Below are 22,470 nucleotides of genomic sequence, written 5' to 3'. Positions count from 1 at the left end.
CTACGACAACACGGTGCGACTGTGGGACGGTGCCAGCGGCCGCACCCGCGCCGCCTTCACCGGCCACGACGGTGACGTGACCTCTGCGGCGTTCAGTCCTGACGGAGACACCCTGGCCACCGGCAGTTACGACGACACGGTGCGACTGTGGGACACCGCAACGGGCCGCACCCGTGCCACCCTCACCGGTCACAAAGGCTCTGTGACTTCGGTGGCGTTCAGCCCCGACGGACACACCCTCGCCACCGCCGGCTACGACGACACGGTGCGACTGTGGGACACCGCCACCGGCCGCACCCGCACCACCCTCACCGTCACCGGCCGCAAAGGATCCGTGGACTCGGTGGCATTCAGCCCCGGCGGCCGCACCCTCGCCACCGGCAGCGACGGCAACACCGTGTGGCTGTGGGACACCGCCACCGGCCGCGCCCGCGCCACCCTCGCCAGCGACAACGGCCTGGTGGCGTTCAGCCCCGACGGCCGCACCCTGGCCACCGTCAGCCGCGACTACACGGTGCACCTGCGGGACACCCGCACGGGCCGTACTCGCACCACCCTCGCCGACCACCAGTACCCTGTGACCTCGGTGGCGTTCAGCCCCGACGGACACACCCTCGCCACCGCCAGCAACGACGCGGTGCGACTGTGGGACACCGCCACCGGCCGCGCCCGCTCCACCCTCACCATCCGCAAGGACGACGTGCGCTCGGTGGCGTTCAGTCCCGACGGCCGCACCCTGGCCACCGGCAGTTACGACGACGCGGTGCGACTGTGGGACACCGCCACCGGCCGCACCCGCACCACCCTCGCAGGCGCCGAAGGCACCATGAACCCTGTGGCGTTCAGCCCCGACGGACACACCCTCGCCACCGCCAGCCGCGACCACACGGTGCGCCTGTGGGATGTAGAGCTGCCCAATCAATCTGAGGCGATCAGAAAGATCTGTAAGGCTGTCGGCCGGGACTTCACAACGGAAGAACGGGCAATGTACCTCGTGGGCCAGCCACCCAGCCCGGTATGCCCTTCCTGAAGCTCTCTTGGACCGTCGTGGCCAGAGACGATGCCTATCCTGCGTCTGCATCCTGTCCTGCGTGCGTCCACCAACGGAACTTGAACCGGGCGGAGTAGGCCACCCCGAAGTGGCCGTCGACGTGTCCTTGGACGTGGCCGGACGAGACAGCGGTGCCAGTAGGGCTTGGTCAGGTCGGTATTGGTTCTGGCATATTGCGGTGACAGGTGGGGCAGTCGCCGGTCCAGACCGCGAGCGGTAACTGCAGTTCGCGGGCGACCCGGTAGAGGCTCAGGCCGACGCCGTCCCTTTTGGGGACCGGATGATGCGCTGGAGGGTGCAGAAGGCGTGCGCGACGGAGACGAGGGAGACGTGGTGGTGCCGGCCCCGCCAGGTGCGGCCCTCGAAGTGGGCCAGGCCCAGGGCCTGCTTCATCTCGCGGTAGTCGTGCTCGATGCGCCAGCGCAGCTTCGGGGTGCGCACCAAGGTGGCCAGCGGGGTGTCGGCGGGCAGGTTGGACAGCCGGAACTGCACGGGTTCGGGCTCGGCGGCGGGCGATTCGGCGCCCGCAGGGCCCGCCTTCCGGGCGGATGACGGGACTTTGCGGACAACCTCTAGGCCGTCCCGTAGTGGATCGTGCCGTCCTCGTCCATCGTCGGGTGCATCTTCATGGGCCCGTACTCGTCGACGTCCGACGGGCGCGGGCACTCCGGTCCGTCGGGGCCCATGCGCAGCATGCGTTCGACGCGGCAGATGCGGAACACGCGGTCGCCGAAGCGGAACTCGTCGGCGCGGTCGAGTGCCTTGTACTCCTCGGCGGCGCGCGCGTACCGGGCCTTCTTGGTGTCGTCGTACTGGTACAGCATGGCCCACATCTCGGACATGCCGCTGTAGAGCAGGCGCCGGGCGTCGTGCGGCGTGGCCATGAGGGCGCCGCAGGGCTGCCAGCCGTAGCGGCCGCGCTCGACCACGCCGAAACCGGTGGGCAGCAGCACGGGATCCGGGTGCGTGGCCACCGCCTTCTCGGAGTCCGCGCGGACGTCGGAGGGGAATCGGGCGCCCGTGTACGTGAACTCGCGCAGCCCCAGTCGCAGCGCGTCCGCCGCCAGGCCGTCCGGGCGGGCCGGGTCGAGCACGAAGCCGACGTCCGGGGACGTGGTGTCCTTGGCCCGCCTGTCCCACGACCGCCGTGCCGGCTCCGGGTCGGTGGGGCGCGGCGGCTCCAGTCCGTCGTCGTTGCAGCGGGCGAACTCGTCGCCGCGCACCACGCGGTAGCGGACCCCGCACGCCTCGACCTCGTTCACCGGCTCGCGCTCCATCACCGCGACGGCCGCCAGCAGTTCACGCCGGACGGCCGGGTCGTCGGTGTCGTCCTTCGCCGTGAACCACAGGTGTGAGTGCAGCCCGTCCCGGGCCACTTGCGGCATGCCGTCCGTCACCGGCTTCAGCAGCCGCCATTCCGGCCCCACCGCCGGATCGTGCACGGCGACCCCGAAGACCGGTCCGCGCAACGACAGAGCGGGATAGCGCCGCGAGGCGTCCATCGCGTCGGCCTCCCGCACCCAGGCGGCGGGGTCGTCACGGCGGACCAACTCCTCCTGGAGAGCGTCGATCTGTTGCTGCCAGTCATCGTTCATGCACGCATTGTCGTAGCGGGCGGGGAGCCGAATCAGGCCGAACGAGCCAACAAAGGCTGTTGTTGGGAACGCAAGACGGTGGTTCCCGGCCCACGCGGGTCCCGGTCGTCCCACCTTCCGGCGGGAAGAACGCCCACTACCGCACCCTCGGCTGAACGCCGTCGCCCGGGGAGCGGGTGGCCCTACGACCTCACCCGCTCCCCGTCGGCAGCACCCACAGCAGCCCGGCCAGCAGCACCGCGAAAACCGCGAAGGAGACGTCGCCCTGCCCACCGCCTGCCCGGCCGGCCCCTCCGGCTCCGCCGCGCCGTGCGGCCACGTCTGGTCCGCAAGGTCCGCCAGCGCCAGCAGCCGCGCCTGGTCCGCCCCCGCCACCCGGCACAGCGCCTGCACCGCTCCCCCCGGCGGCTGCTTGGCCCCGCTGAGATACCGCTGCCACGACGACTTGCTGTACGCCGTCCGCCGCGCCGGCTCGGCCAGGCTCAGACCCGTGCGGTCCTTCAGGGCCCGCGGTTGCCTGACCAGGTGCCGTGCCTCCCTCGGCAGTGCGTCCGGAAGCGGCCGCCGGCGTGTCATGGTCGTCCCCCAACTGCCCGCCGCCGCCCCGGCCAGTTCCCTGCGGCGACGGGGCGCGCGGCACGCGTAAGGGGTGCGCGACGACACGAGCACGCCTTCAGCGCACGCGCGTGACGAACGCCTGTCGCTCGCTGAAGCCGTCCTCGCCCTGGAGGTCGAGCCGCTCACCGTCGAAGGCCACGACCCGGCCGCGGGCGTCGATGGTCGGGTGGGCCGCGGGCCGCTGGTTCGCCGTGCCGTCGGGGCGAGCGCTGATCATGGCCACCTGGCCGGTGCGCAGGTCACGCCAGTAGACGACCTGGCGGGGGCGCTGACCAGGCCCCGATTCGGACACGGCGAAGGCGATCCGGCGGGCGTCGGCGCTCGGCCGGCCGCTGTGCGCGGCGTACTGCGGCTGCGGGCCCAGGACGTGCCGCAGCGTTCCACGCCGCAGATCCCGTACGACGACGCCCGCGGTGTCGTTGGTGCCTCCGGACGGCAGCGTGAGGCACTTCCAGCTGAACGCGACATGGCGGCCGTCGGCGCTGATCACCGGGGAACCGACCCCGCTCTCCGCTGGGTCTCCCGCGCACTCGGCGTCCGCGCGGGTGCGCTCTCCCGTCCGCCGGTCGAGGACGTGGACGCCTTCCTCGTCCTCGCCGGGATCGGTCCCCGCGTCCCACAGGTGATAGGCGACGCGGCTGCCGTCGTGGCTCAGCGTGGGGGAGACCAGGCGCTGTTCGCCGCTGGGCAGCGGGTGGTCGATCTCCGTGGTGGTGCCGCGCCTCAGGTCACGCACGTAGAGCCGTGACCGGTCGTCGAAGCTGTCCGTCGGCCGGGCCGTGAACGCCACGTACCGCCCGTTGCCGCTGACGACCGGCGTCGCCGCCCGGCCGAAGGCGGGGTCGGTGCCCTCGTCGACCTGGGCGGTGCGGCCTGTCCGGGTGTCGTGGAGGTAGGCCGGAAGCCTCACCTCGCGGGGCGGCGGCCAGGTGTTCGGCGCTAGCGCGGCGAAGGTGACGCGGGTGCCGTCCGCGCTGATGGACGGCACCCCGAACGCCTGATCACCCGGAACGTCGCTGACCCAGCGCAGGTCTCCGGTACGCAGATCCTTCACATAGACGTCGGCGGCGCTGTCGGTGTCGCCGGGCGCCAGGTTCGTGGCCCAGGACAGGAACGCCACGTGCCTGCCGTCGGCGCTGACCACGGGGTTCGCCGAAGCGCCGTTCCCCTTGACGCCGCCGGCCGTGACGTCGACGAACTCCGTGCCCGGTCTCGGCTCGGACGCCCCGGCGGGCCCGGCAGGCGCCGCCGTGCACACCGATGCCATCGCGGCGACGACAGCCGCTCGTAACGCAGAACGCATCATTCCCCCCGGTCGGCAACGCCCCCCGCCCCAGCGGCAAGGGGCCCGCACCCATGCAACGGCCCCACCGGGCACAGGTCAATGCGACCATTTCCGTACAACCCGAACCCGCGATCGACTGTCCGCACCCGCGAGTGCGAACACCTGCCCGCGCCCGCACCCCTGCGTCCCTGTCCGGCCGCACCTCCGCTCCCGCCCTCGCGGCCGTTCCCGCCCGGGGGGCTCCTGCTCCGTGACCGCTCCGGCCTCACGGCCGGTCCCGCCCCGCTCCCGGTCCCGCCCCACCTCGCCCCCGCCGCTACACCCGCGGCGCCGCCGTGCTCGACCGTTCCACCAGTCGTGTCGACAACTCCGTTCGCGTGCTCTCCGGGTGGTGGCCGTCCATCAGGCGCAGCAGCGAGCGCAGCGCCGTCGCGGCCATCTCCGACAGCGGCTGGCGGACCGTGGTCAGCGCGGGGGAGGCCCAGCGTGCCTCGGGCAGGTCGTCGAAGCCCACCACACTGACGTCGTCCGGGACCCTCAACCCCCGCTCGGCCAAGGCCTCGTACACCCCCAGCGCCATCCGGTCCGAGCAGACGAAGACGGCCGTCGGCGGCTCGGGCAGGTCGAGCAGTTCCCACATGCGGCGGCGGGCCTGGCTCTCGTCGAAGCCGGCGTGCCGGACGTACTCGGCGCGGTGCCGGAGCCCGGCCGACGCGAGCGCCGAGCGGTAACCGGCGACCCGGGCGCTGCTGCACATCGTGCGCCGGTGACCGGCGATGACGGCGATGCGCTCGTGTCCCAGGGACAGCAGATGCTCCGTGGCCGTCAGACCGCCCTGCCAGTTCGCCGCGCCCACCGACGCCACGCCCTCCGGCGGTTCCTGGACCGGGTCGATCATCACGAACGGGATGCGGTGCTGCTCCAGCCAGGCGTACTGGGAATCGCTCAGCTCGGCCAGGTTGAACAGGACCCCGGAGGAGCCCCGGGCGACCAGCTTGTCCAGCCAGCCGCGCTCCGGGCGCCCGGCCCGGGTGCGGGTCAGGGCCGCAGACACCACGACCTCGAGGCCCGCGTCGTGCGCCGCCTCCTCCACCCCGTGCAGCACGGCGCCCGACCAGGAGCTCTCCAGTGAGTGCACGACCAGGTCGACCAGCCGGGGCGCCTTCGTCGCGTCGAACCGGGGTCTGCGCACATAGCCGAGCCGGTCGAGCGCCTCGGTGACGCGGCGGCGGGTCTCGGGCGCCACGTCCTCCCGGCCGTTGACCACCTTCGACGCGGTCGGCACCGACACCCCCGCCTCGCGCGCCACGACCGCCAGCGTCGGACCTGCCGCCACGCTCGCACTCGCCGTACGGACCATCGGGAACCTACCTCTCCGGCCCGCCCGAGGGCCGTGGAAAGTTTCGACCAGCGCTGCTCGCCGCGGGCCGGAGTCCGACCGGGAAGAAAGCGCTTCCTACTGTAGGTGCGGCGCAGGACGGCGGGAAGACAAGTGAATTCACGGGTTCTCGCCGGTCAAAACTTTCGAAACCCCGAACAACGCGCTCAGCCGGAACAGGTCAGCCGGAACCCCGTGAAGTCCGCAGTGAAGGCCGCGTCGACGAGGTCCCGGGCGTGGACGCCCGCCATCGCACCGGTGAACCGCAGCCGGGAACCGTGGTCGTCGGACAGCCGGCCGAAGTCCAGGGCCGGGCCGATCGCCGTTCGCGCCCCGTTCCGCACGTGCCAGAAGCGTGCCGCGGCTCCCTCGATCGTCACCCCCAGCGTCACGGCCGCCTCCCCCGGTACCTCCACGACGGCGACCTGCCGGGTGCCCTCCTCGTCGCGCTCCACGAGGCTGAGCACCGTACGGCCACCCGCTCCGGGCGTGTCCCGCCACTGCTGTCCGCGCTGCGGCTCGCCCTCGGGCTCCGCCCAGGTCAGGTCCAGGCCGAGATACGCCTCGGGGTTGTACCAGAGCACCAGCCCGGCGGCCTGGGTGAAGGTGACCGGCCGCGCCTCGACGGTGACCTCGGCCTCGGCGCGGTGCTCGGTGATGCGCTGGGCCAGCAGGCTGCTCGCCCAGCGGGACTCCGGCCCGTGCCGGCCGCGCAGCCGGATCCAGCCTGGCCGGGACGTCGTGTCGGCCCACGACGGGTCCGGCGGCTCGCGCAGGGAGCTCCACGGCCAGGACAAGACCTCGGTCGGGGCGGCGGGAGGCAGCGGGTGCGGCCGCGTCGGTACGTCGACGTCCACCGCCGGGTGCCAGCCGCCCTGCCGCAGCCGGGGCCAGCCCTCCGCGTCCCAGGTCACCGCCTGGATCGCGGTCTCGCGGCCGAGCGGGCAGCGGCGGCCCTGCGGCGTGTGCAGCGGACGGGCCGTCAGATGGCCGATCAGCCAGTGCCCGTCCGGCGTCTCGACCAGCTCGCCGTGCCCGGCCTTCTGCAACGGCACGTCCGGTTCGTCGCGGGTGGTCAGCAAGGGCCGTTCGTCGAGTTCGTACGGCCCGGTCAGTTCCCGGCTGCGGGCCACCCGCACCCCGTGTTCCCAGCCCGTGCCGCCCTCCGCGAGGACGAGGTAGTACCAGCCGTCGCGCCGCAGCAGCTTCGGCCCCTCGATCAGCCGGTCGTGCTGGAGCAGCAGACGCGTCCGCCCGACGGGGGCGAGCGTGTCACGGTCCAGCTCCGTGACGACGATCCCGGCGAACCGCTGCCCTCCCGGCCGGTGGTCGTTCTGCAGGTTCAGCAGCCACAGCCTGCCGTCCTCGTGGAACAGGGCCGGGTCGAAGCCGTGGCTCGCGACCCGGCGCGGCGCGCTCCATTCGCCGCTCACCTCGGTGGCCGTCGAGACGTAGGTGTCCAGGTCGAAGTACGGCGTGCCGACCGAGCGCACGACGGTGTACGTCACCCAGAACCGTTCCCCGTCCCAGCTCAGCGACGGTGCCCAGATGCCCCCGGAGTCGGGCACTCCGGCCAGCGAGCCGCCGGGCGCCGCGCCCCGGACGTGCCCCGCGTACTCCCAGTGGGCCAGGTCGCGGGAGCGGTGGACCGGGATCGTGGGGAACCACTCGAAGGAGCTGGTCGCCACGTAGTACCAGTCGCCGACCCGGATCAGGGAGGGGTCGGGGGCGAAGCCGCGCAGGACGGGGTTGTGCAGGACGGTCACGTGAGGGCTCCGGTAGGAGGGATGGGCACCCGGGGGCCGCAGGGAGTCAGGGTCACCCGCGGCCCCCAGGAGTCAGGGAGAGGCGAGGGCGATCACTTGAGGGCGCCGAGCGTCACGCCCGTCCGCCAGTAGCGGCGCATCGCGACCATCATGATCGCCATCGGGATGATGGACAGCAGCGCGCCCGTCAGGACGAGGCTGGTCACGTCGATGCCCGACTCCAGGCGCTTGCCGGTCCAGTTGTACAGGCCCAGGTTGAGCGTCCAGTTCTCCTCGCCGCGCAGCATGGTCAGGGGGAGGAAGAAGGCGTTCCAGGTGTTGACGAAGGCGAGCAGGAAGACCGTCGCGCCGCCCGTGGTCATCATCCGCAGCACGATGCTGAAGAAGATGCGCAGTTCACCGGCGCCGTCGATACGGGCCGCCTCGAGGAGTTCGAACGGGACCGTGGCCTCGGTGTACACCTTTGCCAGGTACACGCTGAACGGGTTGATCAGGCAGGGGATCAGCATCGCCCACGGCGTGTCCACCAGACCGATCGCCGAGAACAGCAGATACAGCGGCAGGGTGAGCAGGGCGATCGGGATCAGGAACGAGCCGACCACCGCCGCGAAGACCACGCCCCGCCCGGGGAACTCGAAGCGGGCCAGCCCGTAGCCCGTGGCGAGGGCGATGAGCGTGCCGCCGAGGGAGCCGACCCCCGCGTAGAGGAACGAGTTGGCGGTCCAGCGCAGGAAGATGCCGCCCTCGTACGTGAACACCTGGTGCAGGTTCTCCCACAGGTGGAAGTCGGAGAACCACAGGCCGTTGCTCTGGTACAGCCCCACCCGGTCCTTGGTCGCGGCGACCAGCAGCCAGTACACGGGGAACAGGCTGTAGGCGCTGGCCAGGACCAGGCCGACCAGGAGAAAGCGCTGGCCGCCCCGGGAACGAGCGACCGGGTCCGGGCGGGTGATCCGTCGCACGGCACCCCCGCGGGGTGGCACGGCAGCCGTTTCCGTGCCGTTTTCCTTGCGGTTTTCTGTCAGCGCCATCAGTCCGCCGCCCTCGAGGTCAGCCGGTAGAAGAGGAAGGACGCGACGCCGAGGATCAGCGCGAGCAGCACCGACAGGGCGGCGGCGTAGTGGTAGTTGGCGGCGTTGAACGCCTGGTTGTAGATGATCATGATCGGGGTGAAGCTGTCGCTGACCGTCTGCGGGGTGACGTTCCTGAACAGCGCGGGCTCGTTGAAGATCTGGAGCATCTGGATGATCGACAGCAGAGCGGTCAGGACGAGCGCGCCCCGCACGAACGGGACCTTGATGCTCAGGGCGATTCTCAGCTCCGACGCGCCGTCCAGCCGCGCTGCCTCGAACAGCTCGCGGGGCACGCCCTGGAGCGCCGCGTAGATGATCACCATGTTGTAGCCGATGCCGTGCCAGGTCAGCAGGTTGCCGATGGCCGGCCACACCATCGAGGGCGCGAAGAAGTTCCAGTCGAACCCGAACAGGTCGCCGATGGGGGTCAGGGGGCCCACGTCCGGGCTGTACAGGTTGATCCACACGATGGCCGCGACCACGCCCGGGATCATGTACGGGACCAGCAGCAGGATCCGGAACCGGCCGGCCACCTTCGAGGTGACCGCGTCCAGGAAGAGCGCCAGCACCAGGCTGATGAGCAGCATGAACGGGATCTGGACACAGGCGAACAGCACCACCCGCAGGATGGAGGTCATGAACGCCGAGTCGCTCAGGCCCTTGCCGTAGTTCTCCAGCCCGACGAACTCCGTGGTCGCGCCGCCGAGCCCCAGCCCGGACTGCTTCTCCAGGAACAGCGACTGGTAGACGGCGTAGCCGATCGGCAGCAGATAGAGGAAGACGAAGCCGAGCTGGAAGGGCACCGTGAACGCGGCACCCTTCCAGCGCTGGGAGCGAATCATCGGGTATGCCTCAGCCCTTGACGCTGATGCCGCGCTGCTTCAGGTCGTTGACCGTCCACTGCTGCATGTGTGCGAGGAGGTCGGTGACCTTCTGCTCCTTGCTGACGACCTTGGCCCACTCGTCCTGCATCTCCGTGAACATCGCGGTCCAGTTCGGGCCGAAGTTCCAGCCGGTCCGGACGGTGCCCAGGCTGTCCGTCACGATCGCCTTGGCCGGCTCGTAGTTCTTGCCGAGCAGCTTCTCGGAGATCGCGTCGGAGACGTACGACTCGCTGTCGGCCAGCGCCGGCATCACACCGCTGCCGGTCTCCGGGCTCGCCATGGTCTTGACCGCACCGGTGTCGGTGGACATCCACAGCGCCGCCTCGGCGGCCTGCTTCTTGTTCTTGCACTGCTCGCTGACCAGCGTCAGGTTGCCGCTCTGGTTGGTGCCGGCCGGCGTCTGGGCGGCCTCGCCCTTGAAGGTGGGCCACGGGGCGAGCGCCCAGTCGCCGAAGGACTTGGTGAAGTTCTGCACCATGCCGGACATCTGCCAGGTGGAGATCTGCCGGGTCGCGGTGCCGCCGTTGTCGTAGTTGCGCTGTACGGCCGCGTAGTCGGCGAAGGAGAGCTTGGAGTTCAGATCGTTGTCGATGATCTGCTGGATCACCTTCGCGGCCTTCAGGGTGCCCTCGTCCTGGAAGTCCACCTTCCAGGAGTCGCCGTCGACGCTGTACCAGTTCGCCCCGGCCTGCATGGCGAGCACCTCCAGGGTGCTTGGGTCCTCACCGGCGTAGTTGGTGATCTTGATGTCGTGCTTCTTCAGCACCTTGCCCGCGGCGATGAACTCGTCCCAGGTCTTGGGCGCCTTCAGGCCGTACTTCTTGAAGAGGTCGGTGCGGTAGATGGTGAAGGCGGGCGCCGAGGCGGTGGGGACGCCGTAGATCTTGCCCTGGACCTGGCCGACCGCCCAGGCGCCGGGGTTGAACTTGTCCTTGCTGGACTCGACGTACTGGGTGATGTCGGCGAGCGCGCCCTGCGAGACCCAGCTCGTCACGTACTCGCCGGTGTTCTGCAGCAGGCAGGGCGCGTTGCCGGCCTTGACCGCGTTGGTCAGCTGCTTCTGCATGGTCAGCTGGTCGGTGACCTTGGTGTACTTCAGCTGGACGTCCTTGTGCGAGGCGTTGAACGCCTTGACGACCGCCTCCTGGCCGTTGGCCCAGCCCCAGAAGGGGAGGGTGACCGGCCCGGACTTCGACGCGGCGTCGTCGCCCGAGTCGGATCCGCCGCAGGCGGAGAGGAGACCTGTCAGCGCGATACCCGCGACAGCGGCGGAGGCGAACCTTCTCCGGGGGCTGGTGATGTTCATCTGACCGTGATCCTTCGAAATAGGGCGTCTCAGAACGAGAGGACGGTGGCGGCTCGGTTGTGCTGGCCAGGAACGGCGGCCGGGGAAACCGTCGGCTCGCGGTTGCGGGGGCTCGGCCAAGCGCAAGCTGTAGTAACCGGTTGCTGGGACGGTAGGCGAGGTGTTCGCGCTATATCAAGAGGCGCGGGTGAATTTGTTACGGCGGATTGTCGGTGGAGCCCTCTGCGGGCGCGCGTCGCCGTGTGCGCGACGAGAACCGGATACGAGCAGGTCAGCGCAGTAGAAGGCAGGCCTGACCTGGGTTCGTCAGGCGGCCCCGAGGGTTCCGTGGGGTGGTGGTAATCCTCGGGTAACCGTTTACGTAACGACGGTCGTGCGTTACTCGCGCGGAGCGGGCGGCTGCACGGAGTGGCGTACGACGACATGAGTGCCCAGCACCAGGTGCTCGCCGTCGCCGCCCTTGCGGCGGCCTCCGCCGCCCTCACGCCGGTCGGCGACCGCGCGCAGCGCGACGCGGCCCATCTCCTCGTACGGTACGTGCACGGTGGTCAGCTGGGGAGTGAGCTGCGAGGCGAGCGGGATGTCGTCGTAGCCGACGATCGAGACGTCCTCGGGCACCCGCAGGCCCTTCGCGCGCAGGGCCTGCATGGCGCCCGCGGCGACCACGTCCGTCCCGGCGAGCACCGCGGTGAAGTCCAGGCCCTCGCGCAGGCTGTCCTCCACGGCCTCGTAACTGTGCTCGTAGTCGTACGGACCGTGTCGCACCAGGCTCGGTTCGAAGGGCACCCCGTACGCCTCGAAGGCGCGCCGGGCGCCCCGCAGCCGGCCCTGCGCGGTGGTGAGCTCGGCGTGGCCCGGCAGCACCAGCACCTTGCGGTGGCCGGCCGACAGCAGGTGGCTGGCCATCGCGTAGGCGCCGCCCTCGTTGTCGTAGTCGACCGTGGTCGCCGGGACGTCGCCCTCCAGCGGTGGCCTGCCCACCAGGACGAGATGGGAGCCGGCCGCGTCCAGGGAGCGGGCGAAGCGGGCCATGCGCAGCTGGTACTCGTCGTAGTCGTAGGCGCCGCCGAGCAGTATCACCGCGGCGACGCCCTGCTGGCGCATGAGGTTGACCAGCGCGAGCTCCCGCTCGGGGTCGTCGCCGGTGGTGCCGACCAGGGAGAGCCAGCCGCGCAGCGTGGCGGCGCCCTCGACGCCCTTGGCGACGTGGGCGAACGCGGCGCCGGTGATGTTGTTGATGAGGATCGCCACCGTCGGTGTGCCACCCCCGGCCAGCGAACGGGCGTGGGCGTTGGTGACGTAGTCCAGGTCCCGGACGACCTTCATCACCCGGCGGCGCAGCTCCTCGGACACCGGATAGTTGCCGGACAGCACCCGGGAGACGCTCGCGACGGACACGCCCGCGCGTTCCGCGACGTCGCGGATGGTCGCCCGCCCGGCTTCCGCGGGCGCCTTGCGCTGACTCACCGTTGCGGCTCCTTCACCGTAGTGGCCTGGTTTCCTGCTGCCGGGTCCGTCCGTCGCGGGGCTGTCTGAGCGGGGCCGTCCGTCGATGTCAGGCCCCCGTCCGTCGTGGCCCGGTCGCACCGGCGGCCGAGGCCCCGCCCCGCACCGGTGCGGAAACCGTATCCCATCGTTACTCCAGGCTGGAGGGCTTGTGGACGGCCGTCCTGGCGGCTCGCCCGCCGGGACGTCAGGCGACCCGGGTGAGATCCGCGTGCCGCACCTCGTGGACCGGGGGCAGCCCGCCGGCCAGACGCTCCAGCTCCTCCACGACGATGTGGCCCAGGCGCTCCAGCTCGTTGCCGAGCGAGCCCGCGATGTGCGGGGTGAGGAACACGTTGGGCAGCTGGTACAGCGGGGAACCGGCGGGCAGCGGCTCGGGGTCGGTGACGTCGAGCACCGCTCTGAGCCGGCCGGAGACCAGCTCCTCGGTGAGCGCCTCGTGGTCGACCAGCGCGCCGCGCGCGGTGTTGATCAGCACGCCGCCGTCCCGGACGAGGGCGAGCCTGGTGCGGTCGAGCATGTGGTGGGTCTCGGGGATGTCGGGCGCGTGCAGGCTGACGATGTCGCTGTGCCGCAGCAGGTCCTCGAGCGACAGCAGCTCGGCGCCCAGGGCGGCGGCCTCGGCGGGGCTGACGTACGGGTCGTGCAGCAGGACGGTGAGGTCGAACGGCCGCAGCAGCTCCAGCAGCCGGCGGCCCACGCGTGAGGCGCCGATGACGCCGACCCGGCGGCCGAGGTTGCCCGTGGCCGCGGTCTCGGCGGGGGTCGGATAGGCGTGACTGCGACGGAAGCGCTCGCGGTGGTCGAAGGTGTCCTTGCCCGCCAGCAGGATCATCGCGAGCGTGTACTCGGCGACCGGGAGCGCGTTGCCGGTCACGGCACTGGAGACGGTGACACCGCGTTCCCACAGGGCGTCGCCGACCAGGGAGCGCACGGAGCCGGCCGCGTGCAGGACGGCGCTCAGCTTGGGGGCCGCCGTGAGGGCGTCGGCGTCCAGGTGCGGGCAGCCCCAGCCGGTGATCAGGACCTCGGCGGATGCGAGGGCGTCGGCCGTGGCGGGATCGGTGAAGTCCCGCACGACGAGCCCGGGGTCGATCTCGGCCGTGCGCCTCAGCCGCGTGATGAGCGGCTGGGGGAAGAGCAGCGGGAGGTGCACCGGGTCCATCGCGAACACGGCCCGCGGCAGCTGGGGGCTGGGCATGACTCTCCTGGAGCTGAGGATGGAAACATTTTCAGAAAGCGTCTTCTACCGTAGATCCGGCGGGAAGGGGCGGTCAATCGGCTGGACCGGGATGAGTGCCGGGCGTGCCGGTTCGGCGTAACAGTCCCGGTACGCCCCCCCTCGTGGCGTACCGGAGCGGGAGTGGAGTGGTGGCGGCGGGGAGTGTGGGGGTGTGGAGGGGTGCGGGCCGGGGCGGCTTCGCGGTCCCTCGGTCCGGCTGGGCATGGAAATCGATTACCGGGGTTTCAGCGGGCGGGGCCGGGATCGCCGAGAGAGCCACGGCAGCACTCGTCAGCGACCGCCACCCTCGCTCCGGGAAGTCCGTATGGCAACCGGTTCCCAAATGTTGCCGCCGCGTTGTGGTCCCTGACATCCCAGGTCGCGGCGGTCCGGTCACCCTTCGGTGCCTTGATCGCGACCTCCGGCATCAGGACTAACCGGCCTCGTAGGTGATGACGTCGAGGTTACAAAGTCTTTTCGAAAGTTCGTCGAGGCTCTTGACGCGCCATCCCGACCAGAAGAAGCTCTGCCCCACGGACGACAACCGGTTGCCGAAGCAGTTATCTCCGATCGGCGATCCGACTCGTGGCCGGCCTATCGAACAGCAAGAGCAGGAGGTGGTGCGTCCATGCACCCACGTGCTGGTGCGTCCCTGAGCCGCCGCCGGTTTCTCGCCCTTTCGGCAGCAGGCTCCGCGACCGGTGCGGCGGCGCTGAACGGCTGCGCGATGCAGGTGTCCAGCGGGGTCAGCGGCAGCGGCGAGACCGTCACGCTGATGGTCAAGCCCGACGACATCTCCCCGGAGCTGATCAAGCAGGCCCAGAAGGACGTCGGCGTCAAGATCGTCACGGTGCGGTACGACATCACCAAGCTGATCGGGATGATGACGAACGGCAACCCGCCCGACCTGGTGCGCGGCGTCGGTGCCACGGACGCGCCCTACTTCGCGGCGCGCGACGTGATGGAGGACCTGGACCCCTACTTCGCCAGGAGCAGTGTCCTGCGGCTCGACGACCTCGACCCGGTCAACGACCTGTGGCGCTACGACGGCCGCACCCAGGGCAAGGGCCCCCGCTACGGCATGGCGAAGGACTTCTCCCAGGACTCCATGTACTGGTACAACACCGCCCTCTTCGACAAGGCGGGCGTCGACCACCCGCCCGAGACCGAGCCGGTCACCTTCGAGGAGTGGCTGGAGAACGCCAAGCGGCTCACCCGGCGCAAGAACGGCCAGACGATCGTCTTCGGCGGCAGCTACAACGGCGTGTCCACGCCCAACCTGCTGGCGAGCCTGACGGCGGCGGCGGGCGGGAGCCTGTTCAGCGACGACTTCTCCCGGGTGGACTTCACCACCCCCGAGGCCCGCAAGGCGTTGAACTGGTACATCGAGTACGGCCGGGTCAAGGTCGGCCCCAGCATCATCCAGCCGGATCCCAACGCCTGGGACGGGCCCACGTTCCAGGCGAACCGCATGGCCATGTCCAACTCCGGCTACTGGCTCGGCGGCCTGATCAACGCCGACAAGAAGCTTGCGCCGCTCGCCCGCCTCGCCCCGGCTCCCCTGTTCGAGGGAGGTCAGCGGGTCAGCCCCTGCCAGGCCGGCACCGGGCTGTGGATGCCGAAGAAGGCGAAGAACAAGGACGCCGCCTGGCGGGTCTTCGAGTGGTTCTTCGGCGAGGGACCGGCCAAGGCCCGCGCTTCCAGCGGCTGGGGCATCCCCACGCTGAAGTCCCTGCGCCCGCTGATGCCGGCCCAGGAGGACTACCAGAAGCGCGTGCTGAAGGTGCAGAACGCCGAGCTGAAGCACTTCTCGGTCATCGCCTACACCCCCTACGCCACGGCGGACTCGCTCTACGCCCTCTTCAACCAGGAGGCCCCGGCCGCGATGAACGGCCGGATGTCCGTCGACGCCCTGGCGGGCCGCCTGAACTCGGTCATGAACGAGCAGCTGAAGCGCGGTAAGGAGCAAGTGGGATGACGGTCGATCAGATCACCTCCGTCGCGGAGCGGCCCCGCCCGCCCGCCGGAGCCGACGGGCCGAGGGTGACCGAGCGGCCCCGGGTCTCCATGACCGCGCGCAGGCACCGGGCGTTCTACATGTTCACCTCGCCCTGGATCATCGGCTTCGCACTGCTGACGATCGCCCCGATGGCGTACGCGCTGTGGCTGAGCTTCACCACGTACGACGGCATCTCGCCGCACTGGCGGTACGTCGGCCTCGGCAACTACAGCGAGCTGTTCTCCGATCCGCAGACCTGGAACTCCCTGGGCCGCACCGGTCTGTTCGCGGTGACCTCGGTGCCTCTGTCGATCATCGCCGGGCTCGGACTCGCCGTCCTGGTCAACCGGCCGATCAAGGCGCGCGGGCTGTTCCGCACCCTGCTCTATCTGCCGGCCGTGGTGCCCCCGGTCGGTGTGGGCCTCACCTTCAAGGCGCTCTTCGACCAGAACTCCGGTGCCGCCAACGGCGTCATCACCCTGTTCGGCTTCGACGCGCTGGGCTGGCTCGCCGACCCCTACGCCCGCTACGTGCTGCTGATGAGCGTGCTGTGGGCGGCCGGAAACGTCATGATCATCTCGCTGGCGGGGCTCCAGGACGTGCCCAGGGAACTCCACGAGGCCGCCCGGATCGACGGGGCGGGTGCCTGGCGGACCTTCCGCAGCATCACCGTGCCGCTGCTGTCGCCGGTGCTGCTCTTCCAGACCGTGACCGGCGTGATCGCCTCCGTGCAGACCATCATGCCGCTGCTGCTGTCACCGGACGGCACCACGGCCGGCGTCACCGCCCTGCCACAGTCCAACTACCTGTACATGATGCACGTCTTCTCGCAGTACTTCGCGCTCGGCCGGTACGGCTACGCCTCCGCACTGCTGTGGCTGCTCTTCGTTCTGATCCTCATCGTGACCGGGCTCATCTTCAAGTTCACGTCCGGCGTGGTGTTCTACAACGTCGACCCGGAGGCGAAGAAGTGACCGCCACCAGCCTGCCCCCGAACTCCGCGCCCAGGGTGCGGGTGCGCGTCAACCGCCTCGTCCTCTACACGGTGCTCGTCTCCCTCACCGGACTGTTCATCGGCCCCTTCGGATGGCTGATCCTCAACGGCCTGAAGACCTCGGCGGAACTGGCCGCCTCGCCCGTGCACTGGCTGCCCGCCACCTTCCAGTGGCAGAACTTCGCCGACGCCTTCAACCTGATCGACTTCCTCGGCTACGCCCGCAACTCCCTGATCATCGCCCTGATCTACGCCGTGCTCGTCACGCTGAGCTCGGCCTGGGTCGGCTTCGGCTTCGCCCGCCTGGAAGCCCCAGGCAAGAAGACCCTGTTCGGCATCCTCATCGGTTCGATGATGCTGCCCCAGATGATCACGCTGCTGCCGACGTACCTGATCTTCGCCAAGCTCGGCATGGTCGACACGTACTGGCCGTGGGTGTTCTGGGGACTGGCCGCCGCCCCCTATCTGGTCTTCCTCTTCCGGCAGTTCTTCGCCGGGCTGCCTCGTGAGCTTGAGGAGGCCGCGATCGTCGACGGCTGCGGCTACGGCATGATTTTCTGGCGGATCTTCCTGCCGCAGTCCTGGCCGGTGCTCTCCGCGAGCTTCGTGATCGCCTTCACCTGGTCCTGGGGCGACTACATCGCCCCGCAACTGCTGCTGTCGACCGACAAGTCGACACTGGCCGTCGCCGTCATGACCACCTACGTCACGTCGGCCGGAACACCCGTCGCCAACCTCCAGGCCGCGGCATCCGTGATGTACGTCGTGCCGATCCTGCTGATCTTCCTGATCGCCCAGCGCGGTTTCGTGGCCGGGATGTCCACGACAGGACTGAAGTAGCCCCTCTTACCGAACCTTTTGCAAGGAGTTACGCATGAATACGCCCCTGTCACGCCGAACCACCCTCCAGGCCGCCGGTGTCATCGCTGCCGCCGGCTTGGCCGGCAGCATCGCGGGCACCGCGCAGGCCGCCGCGGCGGATGAAACCGGCACCACCGGCGACAGCGTGGTCATCCACCCGACGCTTCCGAAGGTGCCTGTCAACAACTCCTTCACCGTCAAGGTCCGGCCGACCGGTGGCAGCTGGCAGAGACTCGACGTCTACCTGGCCAAGCTCGCCCTGATCGACCCCGTCACCGGCAGCAACAGGGCCCAGAACTCCTCCGTGGCCATGTTCGACTTCTCGGGCACCGTCGAGGTCGAGGTCACCTACAACCCGGGCAGCGCGGAGAAGTTCCGTATTCGCCCTGATTCGTACGGCATCAAGCCCGAGGTGCTCGGCAGCACCGCGCGCTTCACCCTGGACCGGCCCCGCAACGTCGTCGTCCAGGTCGACGACAAGATCTTCGACTGCCTGCACCTGTTCGCGAACCCGCTCGAGCAGGACGTGCCCGCCGAGGACGACAAGAAGGTCATGTACTTCGGGCCCGGTTTCCACACCCCCACCGACGGGGTGCTGAAGGTGCCCAGCAACACCACCGTCTACCTGGCCCCCGGGGCGGTCGTCCAGGCGCACGTGAACATCGAGGGGGTGGAGAACTCCCGGATCATCGGCCGCGGAGTGCTCTACAACTCCAAGTCGGGCGCGATGTTCATCCGCAAGTGCGAGAACGTCACGATCGACGGCATCACGATCCTCAACCCCCGGTACGAGAACGTCAGGGTCGCCGAGTCCCAGAACCTCACCATCAAGAACCTGCGGGCCTTCAGCCACCAGGGCTGGGGCGACGGCATCCAGCTCTACTGCTCCGAGAACATCACGATCGACGGCTGCTTCCTGCGCACCTCCGACGACAGCATCGCCCTCTACACCCACCGCTGGGACTTCTACGGCGACACCCGCAACATCACCGTCAAGAACTGCTCCCTCTGGGCCGACGTCGCCCACGGCATCAACATCGGTGTGCACGGCAACTCCGAGAACCCGGAGATGCTGGAGAACCTGAACTTCGAGAACATCGACATCCTCGACCACCGCGAGCCGCAGGTGACCTACCAGGGCGCCATCGCGTTCATGGTCGGCGACAGCAACCTCGTCCGGGACGTGAAGTTCGACAACATCCGGGTGGAGGACTTCCGCTGGGGTCAGCTCATCCACATGCGGGTCGAGTACAACCCGAAGTACAACACCTCGGCCGGCCGCAGCATCGAGAACGTCTACATCAAGGACCTCAGCTACAACGGCAAGAACGCCGACCTCTCGATGATCGTCGGCCTCGACAAGGAGCACGTTGTCAAGGACGTCACCTTCGAGAACCTTCGCGTCAACGGCAGGGTGATCGCGGACAGCACGGGCAAGCCGCGGTGGTACCTGGCCTCGGACGGCGTGCCCATGTTCGTCAACGAGCACGTGACGAACCTCAAGTTCCTCACCACCGCCGAGGCCGAGGCGGCCGCCGCGTCATGAGCACCGTCCCCGTGAGAAGCACCCCTGTGAGCACTCCCATGAGCACCCCCGCACCGAGCCGCCGGAACTTCCTCGGCGGCGCGGCCGCCCTGCTGCTGGTGTCGGGCGCGAGCGGCCTGCTCGCGTCCGGCACCGCCCGGGCCGCCGTCCAGGACGGCACCAGCGGGCTCCGCGCCTTCACGCACCCCGGGCTGCTGCACAGCGCCGACGACCTCGCCCGCATGAAGGCCGCGGTCGCCGCGGAGGAATCGCCGGTCTACGACGGCTACCTCGCCCTCGCCGCCCACGCGCGCTCGAAGTCGACGTACACCGTCCAGAACACCGGCCAGATCACCTCCTGGGGCCGCGGCCCCACCGACAACACCGGCCAGGCCGTCGCCGACGCGGCCGCCGCCTACCAGAACGCCCTGATGTGGGCGATCACCGGCGACGTGCGCCACGCCGACAAGGCCCGCGACATCCTCGACGTCTGGGCCGCCTCCCTCACCGGCATCACCGGTGCCGACGGCCAGCTCGGGGCCGGGATCCAGGGCTTCAAGTTCGTCAACGCCGCCGAGATCCTGCGGCACTCCGGCTACGACGGCTGGCCCGCGGAATCCATCAGCCGCTGCGAGCGCTCCTTCACCGACGTCTGGTACCCGGCCCTGTCCGGCTACTGCCTCTACGCCAACGGCAACTGGGACCTCGCCGCGCTGCGCACCATCCTCGCCATCGCCGTCTTCTGCGACCACCCCGTGATGTTCGAGGACGCCCTGCGGTTCGCGGCCGCCGGTGCCGGCAACGGCTCGGTGCTGCACCGCGTCGTCAGCGCCACCGGCCAGGGCCAGGAGTCCGGGCGCGACCAGGCCCACGAGCAGCTCGCCATCGGCCTGCTCGCCGACGCGGCCGAGGTCGCCTGGCAGCAGGGCGTGGACCTGTACGGCTTCGCCGAGAGCCGGATCCTCGCCAACTTCGAGTACTTCGCCCGCTACAACCTCGGCGACAACTCGGTTCCGTTCACGCCCGACCTCGACCGCACCGGCAAGTACGTCAAGACGGCCGTCTCCGACCGGCAGCGCGGGGTGTTCCGGCCGGTGTGGGAGATGGGGTACGCGCACTACGCGGGCCGTCTCGGCATGTCCGCGCCGTACACCCAGAAGGCCGTCTTCCGCGGTCCGGACGGCACCCGCGTGACCGAGCTCTATCACGAGGACCACCCCGGCTGGGGCACCCTCACCTACGCCGGTACGAAGGCCGCCGCGCCGAGCGCGCCGACGGCGCCCTCGGGCGTCACGGCGATCGGCGCGGACCGGGCGGTCACCGTGTCCTGGCTGCCGTCCGCCTGGGCGAGCGGCTACACCGTACGCCGGGCCACCAGCCCCGACGGGCCGTACGAGACCGTCGCCTCCGGCGTCTCGAAGCCCACGTACACCGACCGCGGCGTCCGCGCGGGCCGTACCTACTACTACACCGTCAGCGCCGCCAACTCCCGTGGCAAGAGCTCCCGCTCGGCCTGGGCGGCGGCGTCCGCCGGGCTCCCCGAGCCCTGGTCGACCCGGGACATCGGAGGGGTGAAGATCCCCGGTTCGGCCGTGTTCGACGGCGAGCGGTTCGTACTGGAGGCCTCCGGCACCGCCGACACCTACCGCATGGCGTATCTGCCGCTGCGCGGCGACGGCACGGTCACCGCGCGGATCGTGTTCCCGCTCAGCTCCCAGTACTCCAAGATCGGCGTCACCGTGCGGGCGGGCCTGGACGCGGACGCGGCACACGCGGCCATGCTGATCCAGGGGCTGCCGCTGCACACGTGGAGCGGTGTGTGGACCGTACGCCCGACGGCCGGGGCGCGGATCTCCGCCACCGGCAGCACTCCGGTGCCGCCGTCCCAGCAGCAGATGATCACCGCCAAGGCGTCCTTCCCGATCTCCGACCTCGGCGCCCTGCCCGAGTCGGCCACCCCGCTTCAGGCGCCGTACGTCGAGGGCGCGGGCGACGGCTACCGGCTGCGCGAACCGTACTGGGTGCGGCTGACCCGAAAGGGGCGGTGGTGCACCGGGGAGATCTCACCCGACGGCATACGGTGGACGGAAGTCGGCCGCACCGAGGTCGACGGCCTGCCGAACACCGCATACGCGGGACTCGTCCTCACCTCCTGCCTCGGTGTGGACGAGGAGTACGCCGAGACCGGCATCGGCGCCTTCGACAACGTCACCGTCACCTCCACGACCGGCGAGGTCTGGTCGGTGCCCCGCCCCGCCCACACCGCCGCCGGGCTGAGCGCGGCCACCGGAGCCGACGCCGTCGAACTGGCCTGGACCGACCCGGACCCGGCCGCCCGCTACACCGTGCTGCGCGCCGAGAGCGCGGACGGCCCTTACCGCCCCCTCGCCACGGAGGTCGGCCCGGTCGGTTTCGGCACCCGCATCCGGTACACCGACGCCACCGGCACACCCGGCGCGACGTACCACTACGCCGTCGCCAAGACGAACGCGGGCGGCAAGAGCCCGCGCTCGGCACCCGCCTCGGCCACCATGCCCACGCCCTCCGTCCCCGAACTCACCTCCGCCGCCACGGCCTTCGCGAACAAGGGAGACGAGTTCCGGCACGTGCTGCGAGCCACGCACGAGCCCGTCCGCTTCACCGCCATGGGCCTGCCCGACGGCCTGCGCGTCGACCCGCACACCGGCCTGATCTCCGGAACACCCACGCAGACGGGCGAGTTCAAGGTCACCACCACCGCGGGCAACGCCGCCGGAGCCGCCACCGGCGCCCTCACCCTCACCGTCGGCACCCCGCCGCCCGAGCCCTGGACCTACGGCGACCTCGGCGACGTGGTCCATGACGACCGCGCCTTCGCCACCTTCGGCGTGGCCGTCGTCCGCACCCCCGGCAGCACCTCCCACCAGGACGGGACCTTCGTGGTGCGGGGCGCCGGGACCGACCTCACCGTCAACAACCAGGGCATGACGGGCCAGTTCGTACGACGGCCCGTCACCGGTGACTGCCAGGTCACCGCCCGTCTGATCTCCCGCGCCGGAGCCACCGGCGACCGGGTCGGCCTGCTCATGGCCAAGTCCCTGTCGCCGTTCGACCAGGCGGCCGGGGCGATCGTCACCGGCGGCTCCAGCGCCCAGCTGATGCTGCGCACGGCCGTCGCCGGCCGGTCCACGTTCACGGGCAACGGGGCGGTCACCGCTCCCTGCCTGCTGCGGCTGAAGCGCACCGGGACGCACTTCACCGCATCCGTCTCGTCCGACGACGGCGCCACCTGGACCCCCCTCGCCGAGGGAGACATCCCCGGCTTCGGTGACGCCCCCTACTACGTGGGCCTCGTGGTCTGTTCCCGCAGCCCCCTGACCCGCAGCACCACCGAGTTCGACGAGGTGAGCATCACCCCCATGTAATCC

At 70.3% G+C, this 22,470-nt stretch carries 17 protein-coding genes and 1 pseudogene; 6 read left to right on the top strand and 12 right to left on the bottom strand.

Going from position 1 to position 22,470, the window contains the following annotated elements; genetic code table 11:
• Window positions 1-1,030: WD40 repeat domain-containing protein (locus ACIBNA_RS33660; protein WP_399168970.1), on the top strand; the 1,030-nt coding region annotated here is incomplete at its 5' end.
• A 270-nt stretch (window positions 1,031-1,300) separates the two neighbouring features.
• On the opposite strand, the gene ACIBNA_RS33655 is transcribed toward ACIBNA_RS33660, so the two are convergent.
• The 12 genes and pseudogenes from ACIBNA_RS33655 to ACIBNA_RS33600 form a co-directional block, all read right to left on the bottom strand.
• Window positions 1,301-1,717, bottom strand: coding sequence for a transposase (locus ACIBNA_RS33655; RefSeq protein WP_399168969.1), 417 nt, complete (start codon window positions 1,715-1,717; stop codon window positions 1,301-1,303).
• Window positions 1,624-2,646, bottom strand: a complete 1,023-nt coding sequence (locus ACIBNA_RS33650; RefSeq protein ID WP_399169021.1) for a DUF5954 family protein — start codon at window positions 2,644-2,646, stop codon at window positions 1,624-1,626. Before ACIBNA_RS33650 ends, ACIBNA_RS33655 begins: the two co-directional genes overlap by 94 nt.
• A gap of 190 nt (window positions 2,647-2,836) precedes the next feature.
• The gene (locus ACIBNA_RS33645) at window positions 2,837-2,965 is read right to left on the bottom strand and encodes a hypothetical protein (RefSeq protein WP_399169024.1); all 129 of its coding nucleotides are present in this window, start codon (window positions 2,963-2,965) and stop codon (window positions 2,837-2,839) included.
• 86 nt (window positions 2,966-3,051) lie between these two features.
• Window positions 3,052-3,222, bottom strand: a pseudogene (locus ACIBNA_RS33640) (helix-turn-helix domain-containing protein); the annotation flags it as partial.
• A 97-nt stretch (window positions 3,223-3,319) separates the two neighbouring features.
• Entirely contained in the window at window positions 3,320-4,531 is a 1,212-nt protein-coding gene (locus ACIBNA_RS33635) for a TolB family protein (RefSeq protein ID WP_399168968.1), read from the bottom strand.
• A 334-nt stretch (window positions 4,532-4,865) separates the two neighbouring features.
• Entirely contained in the window at window positions 4,866-5,909 is a 1,044-nt protein-coding gene (locus ACIBNA_RS33630) for a LacI family DNA-binding transcriptional regulator (RefSeq protein WP_399168967.1), read from the bottom strand.
• Window positions 5,910-6,094: 185 nt separating this feature from the next.
• Complete coding sequence (locus tag ACIBNA_RS33625; protein WP_399168966.1) at window positions 6,095-7,693, bottom strand: glycoside hydrolase family 43 protein; 1,599 nt, start codon at window positions 7,691-7,693, stop codon at window positions 6,095-6,097.
• Between the two features lie 92 nt (window positions 7,694-7,785).
• Entirely contained in the window at window positions 7,786-8,724 is a 939-nt protein-coding gene (locus ACIBNA_RS33620; RefSeq protein WP_399168965.1) for a carbohydrate ABC transporter permease, read from the bottom strand.
• On the bottom strand, window positions 8,724-9,608 hold the full coding sequence (locus tag ACIBNA_RS33615; protein WP_274820583.1) for a carbohydrate ABC transporter permease: 885 nt from the start codon (window positions 9,606-9,608) through the stop codon (window positions 8,724-8,726). The genes ACIBNA_RS33620 and ACIBNA_RS33615 overlap by 1 nt, the downstream gene beginning before the upstream one ends.
• A 10-nt stretch (window positions 9,609-9,618) precedes the next feature.
• Complete coding sequence (locus ACIBNA_RS33610) at window positions 9,619-10,956, bottom strand: ABC transporter substrate-binding protein (RefSeq protein ID WP_399168963.1); 1,338 nt, start codon at window positions 10,954-10,956, stop codon at window positions 9,619-9,621.
• 378 nt (window positions 10,957-11,334) lie between these two features.
• The gene (locus tag ACIBNA_RS33605; protein WP_399168962.1) at window positions 11,335-12,423 is read right to left on the bottom strand and encodes a LacI family DNA-binding transcriptional regulator; all 1,089 of its coding nucleotides are present in this window, start codon (window positions 12,421-12,423) and stop codon (window positions 11,335-11,337) included.
• A 226-nt stretch (window positions 12,424-12,649) separates the two neighbouring features.
• On the bottom strand, window positions 12,650-13,663 hold the full coding sequence (locus ACIBNA_RS33600) for a hydroxyacid dehydrogenase (RefSeq protein ID WP_399168961.1): 1,014 nt from the start codon (window positions 13,661-13,663) through the stop codon (window positions 12,650-12,652).
• Window positions 13,664-14,312: 649 nt separating this feature from the next.
• Here ACIBNA_RS33600 and ACIBNA_RS33595 point away from each other — a divergent pair.
• Genes ACIBNA_RS33595 through ACIBNA_RS33575 form a run of 5 tightly spaced genes read left to right on the top strand, consistent with a single transcriptional unit; the run spans window position 14,313 to window position 22,467 of the window.
• Window positions 14,313-15,662, top strand: coding sequence for an extracellular solute-binding protein (locus ACIBNA_RS33595; protein WP_399168960.1), 1,350 nt, complete (start codon window positions 14,313-14,315; stop codon window positions 15,660-15,662).
• Entirely contained in the window at window positions 15,659-16,657 is a 999-nt protein-coding gene (locus ACIBNA_RS33590) for a carbohydrate ABC transporter permease (RefSeq protein WP_399168959.1), read from the top strand. The genes ACIBNA_RS33595 and ACIBNA_RS33590 overlap by 4 nt, the downstream gene beginning before the upstream one ends.
• On the top strand, window positions 16,654-17,517 hold the full coding sequence (locus ACIBNA_RS33585; RefSeq protein WP_059416745.1) for a carbohydrate ABC transporter permease: 864 nt from the start codon (window positions 16,654-16,656) through the stop codon (window positions 17,515-17,517). Before ACIBNA_RS33590 ends, ACIBNA_RS33585 begins: the two co-directional genes overlap by 4 nt.
• A gap of 34 nt (window positions 17,518-17,551) precedes the next feature.
• The gene (locus tag ACIBNA_RS33580) at window positions 17,552-19,084 is read left to right on the top strand and encodes a glycosyl hydrolase family 28 protein (RefSeq protein WP_399168958.1); all 1,533 of its coding nucleotides are present in this window, start codon (window positions 17,552-17,554) and stop codon (window positions 19,082-19,084) included.
• Between the two features lie 38 nt (window positions 19,085-19,122).
• Window positions 19,123-22,467: an alginate lyase family protein gene (locus tag ACIBNA_RS33575; protein ID WP_399168957.1), complete on the top strand. Its 3,345-nt coding sequence runs from the start codon at window positions 19,123-19,125 to the stop codon at window positions 22,465-22,467.
• Window positions 22,468-22,470 lie beyond the last annotated feature (3 nt).

Source organism: Streptomyces sp. NPDC050164 (assembly GCF_044459945.1).
Classification (GTDB): Bacteria; Actinomycetota; Actinomycetes; order Streptomycetales; family Streptomycetaceae; genus Streptomyces; species Streptomyces coeruleorubidus_A.
This window is presented reverse-complemented; position numbering and strand designations above follow the sequence as displayed.

What these genes read in the sequence shown, in the direction of transcription:
- ACIBNA_RS33650 (WP_399169021.1), bottom strand. Translation starts at nt 2,646, where the DNA reads ATGAACGATGACTGGCAGCAACAGATCGACGCTCTCCAGGAGGAGTTG.
- ACIBNA_RS33635 (WP_399168968.1), bottom strand. Translation starts at nt 4,531, where the DNA reads ATGGCATCGGTGTGCACGGCGGCGCCTGCCGGGCCCGCCGGGGCGTCC.
- ACIBNA_RS33630 (WP_399168967.1), bottom strand. Translation starts at nt 5,909, where the DNA reads ATGGTCCGTACGGCGAGTGCGAGCGTGGCGGCAGGTCCGACGCTGGCG.
- ACIBNA_RS33620 (WP_399168965.1), bottom strand. Translation starts at nt 8,724, where the DNA reads ATGGCGCTGACAGAAAACCGCAAGGAAAACGGCACGGAAACGGCTGCC.
- ACIBNA_RS33615 (WP_274820583.1), bottom strand. Translation starts at nt 9,608, where the DNA reads ATGATTCGCTCCCAGCGCTGGAAGGGTGCCGCGTTCACGGTGCCCTTC.
- ACIBNA_RS33610 (WP_399168963.1), bottom strand. Translation starts at nt 10,956, where the DNA reads ATGAACATCACCAGCCCCCGGAGAAGGTTCGCCTCCGCCGCTGTCGCG.
- ACIBNA_RS33600 (WP_399168961.1), bottom strand. Translation starts at nt 13,663, where the DNA reads ATGCCCAGCCCCCAGCTGCCGCGGGCCGTGTTCGCGATGGACCCGGTG.
- ACIBNA_RS33595 (WP_399168960.1), top strand. Translation starts at nt 14,313, where the DNA reads ATGCACCCACGTGCTGGTGCGTCCCTGAGCCGCCGCCGGTTTCTCGCC.
- ACIBNA_RS33590 (WP_399168959.1), top strand. Translation starts at nt 15,659, where the DNA reads ATGACGGTCGATCAGATCACCTCCGTCGCGGAGCGGCCCCGCCCGCCC.
- ACIBNA_RS33580 (WP_399168958.1), top strand. Translation starts at nt 17,552, where the DNA reads ATGAATACGCCCCTGTCACGCCGAACCACCCTCCAGGCCGCCGGTGTC.
- ACIBNA_RS33575 (WP_399168957.1), top strand. Translation starts at nt 19,123, where the DNA reads ATGAGCACCCCCGCACCGAGCCGCCGGAACTTCCTCGGCGGCGCGGCC.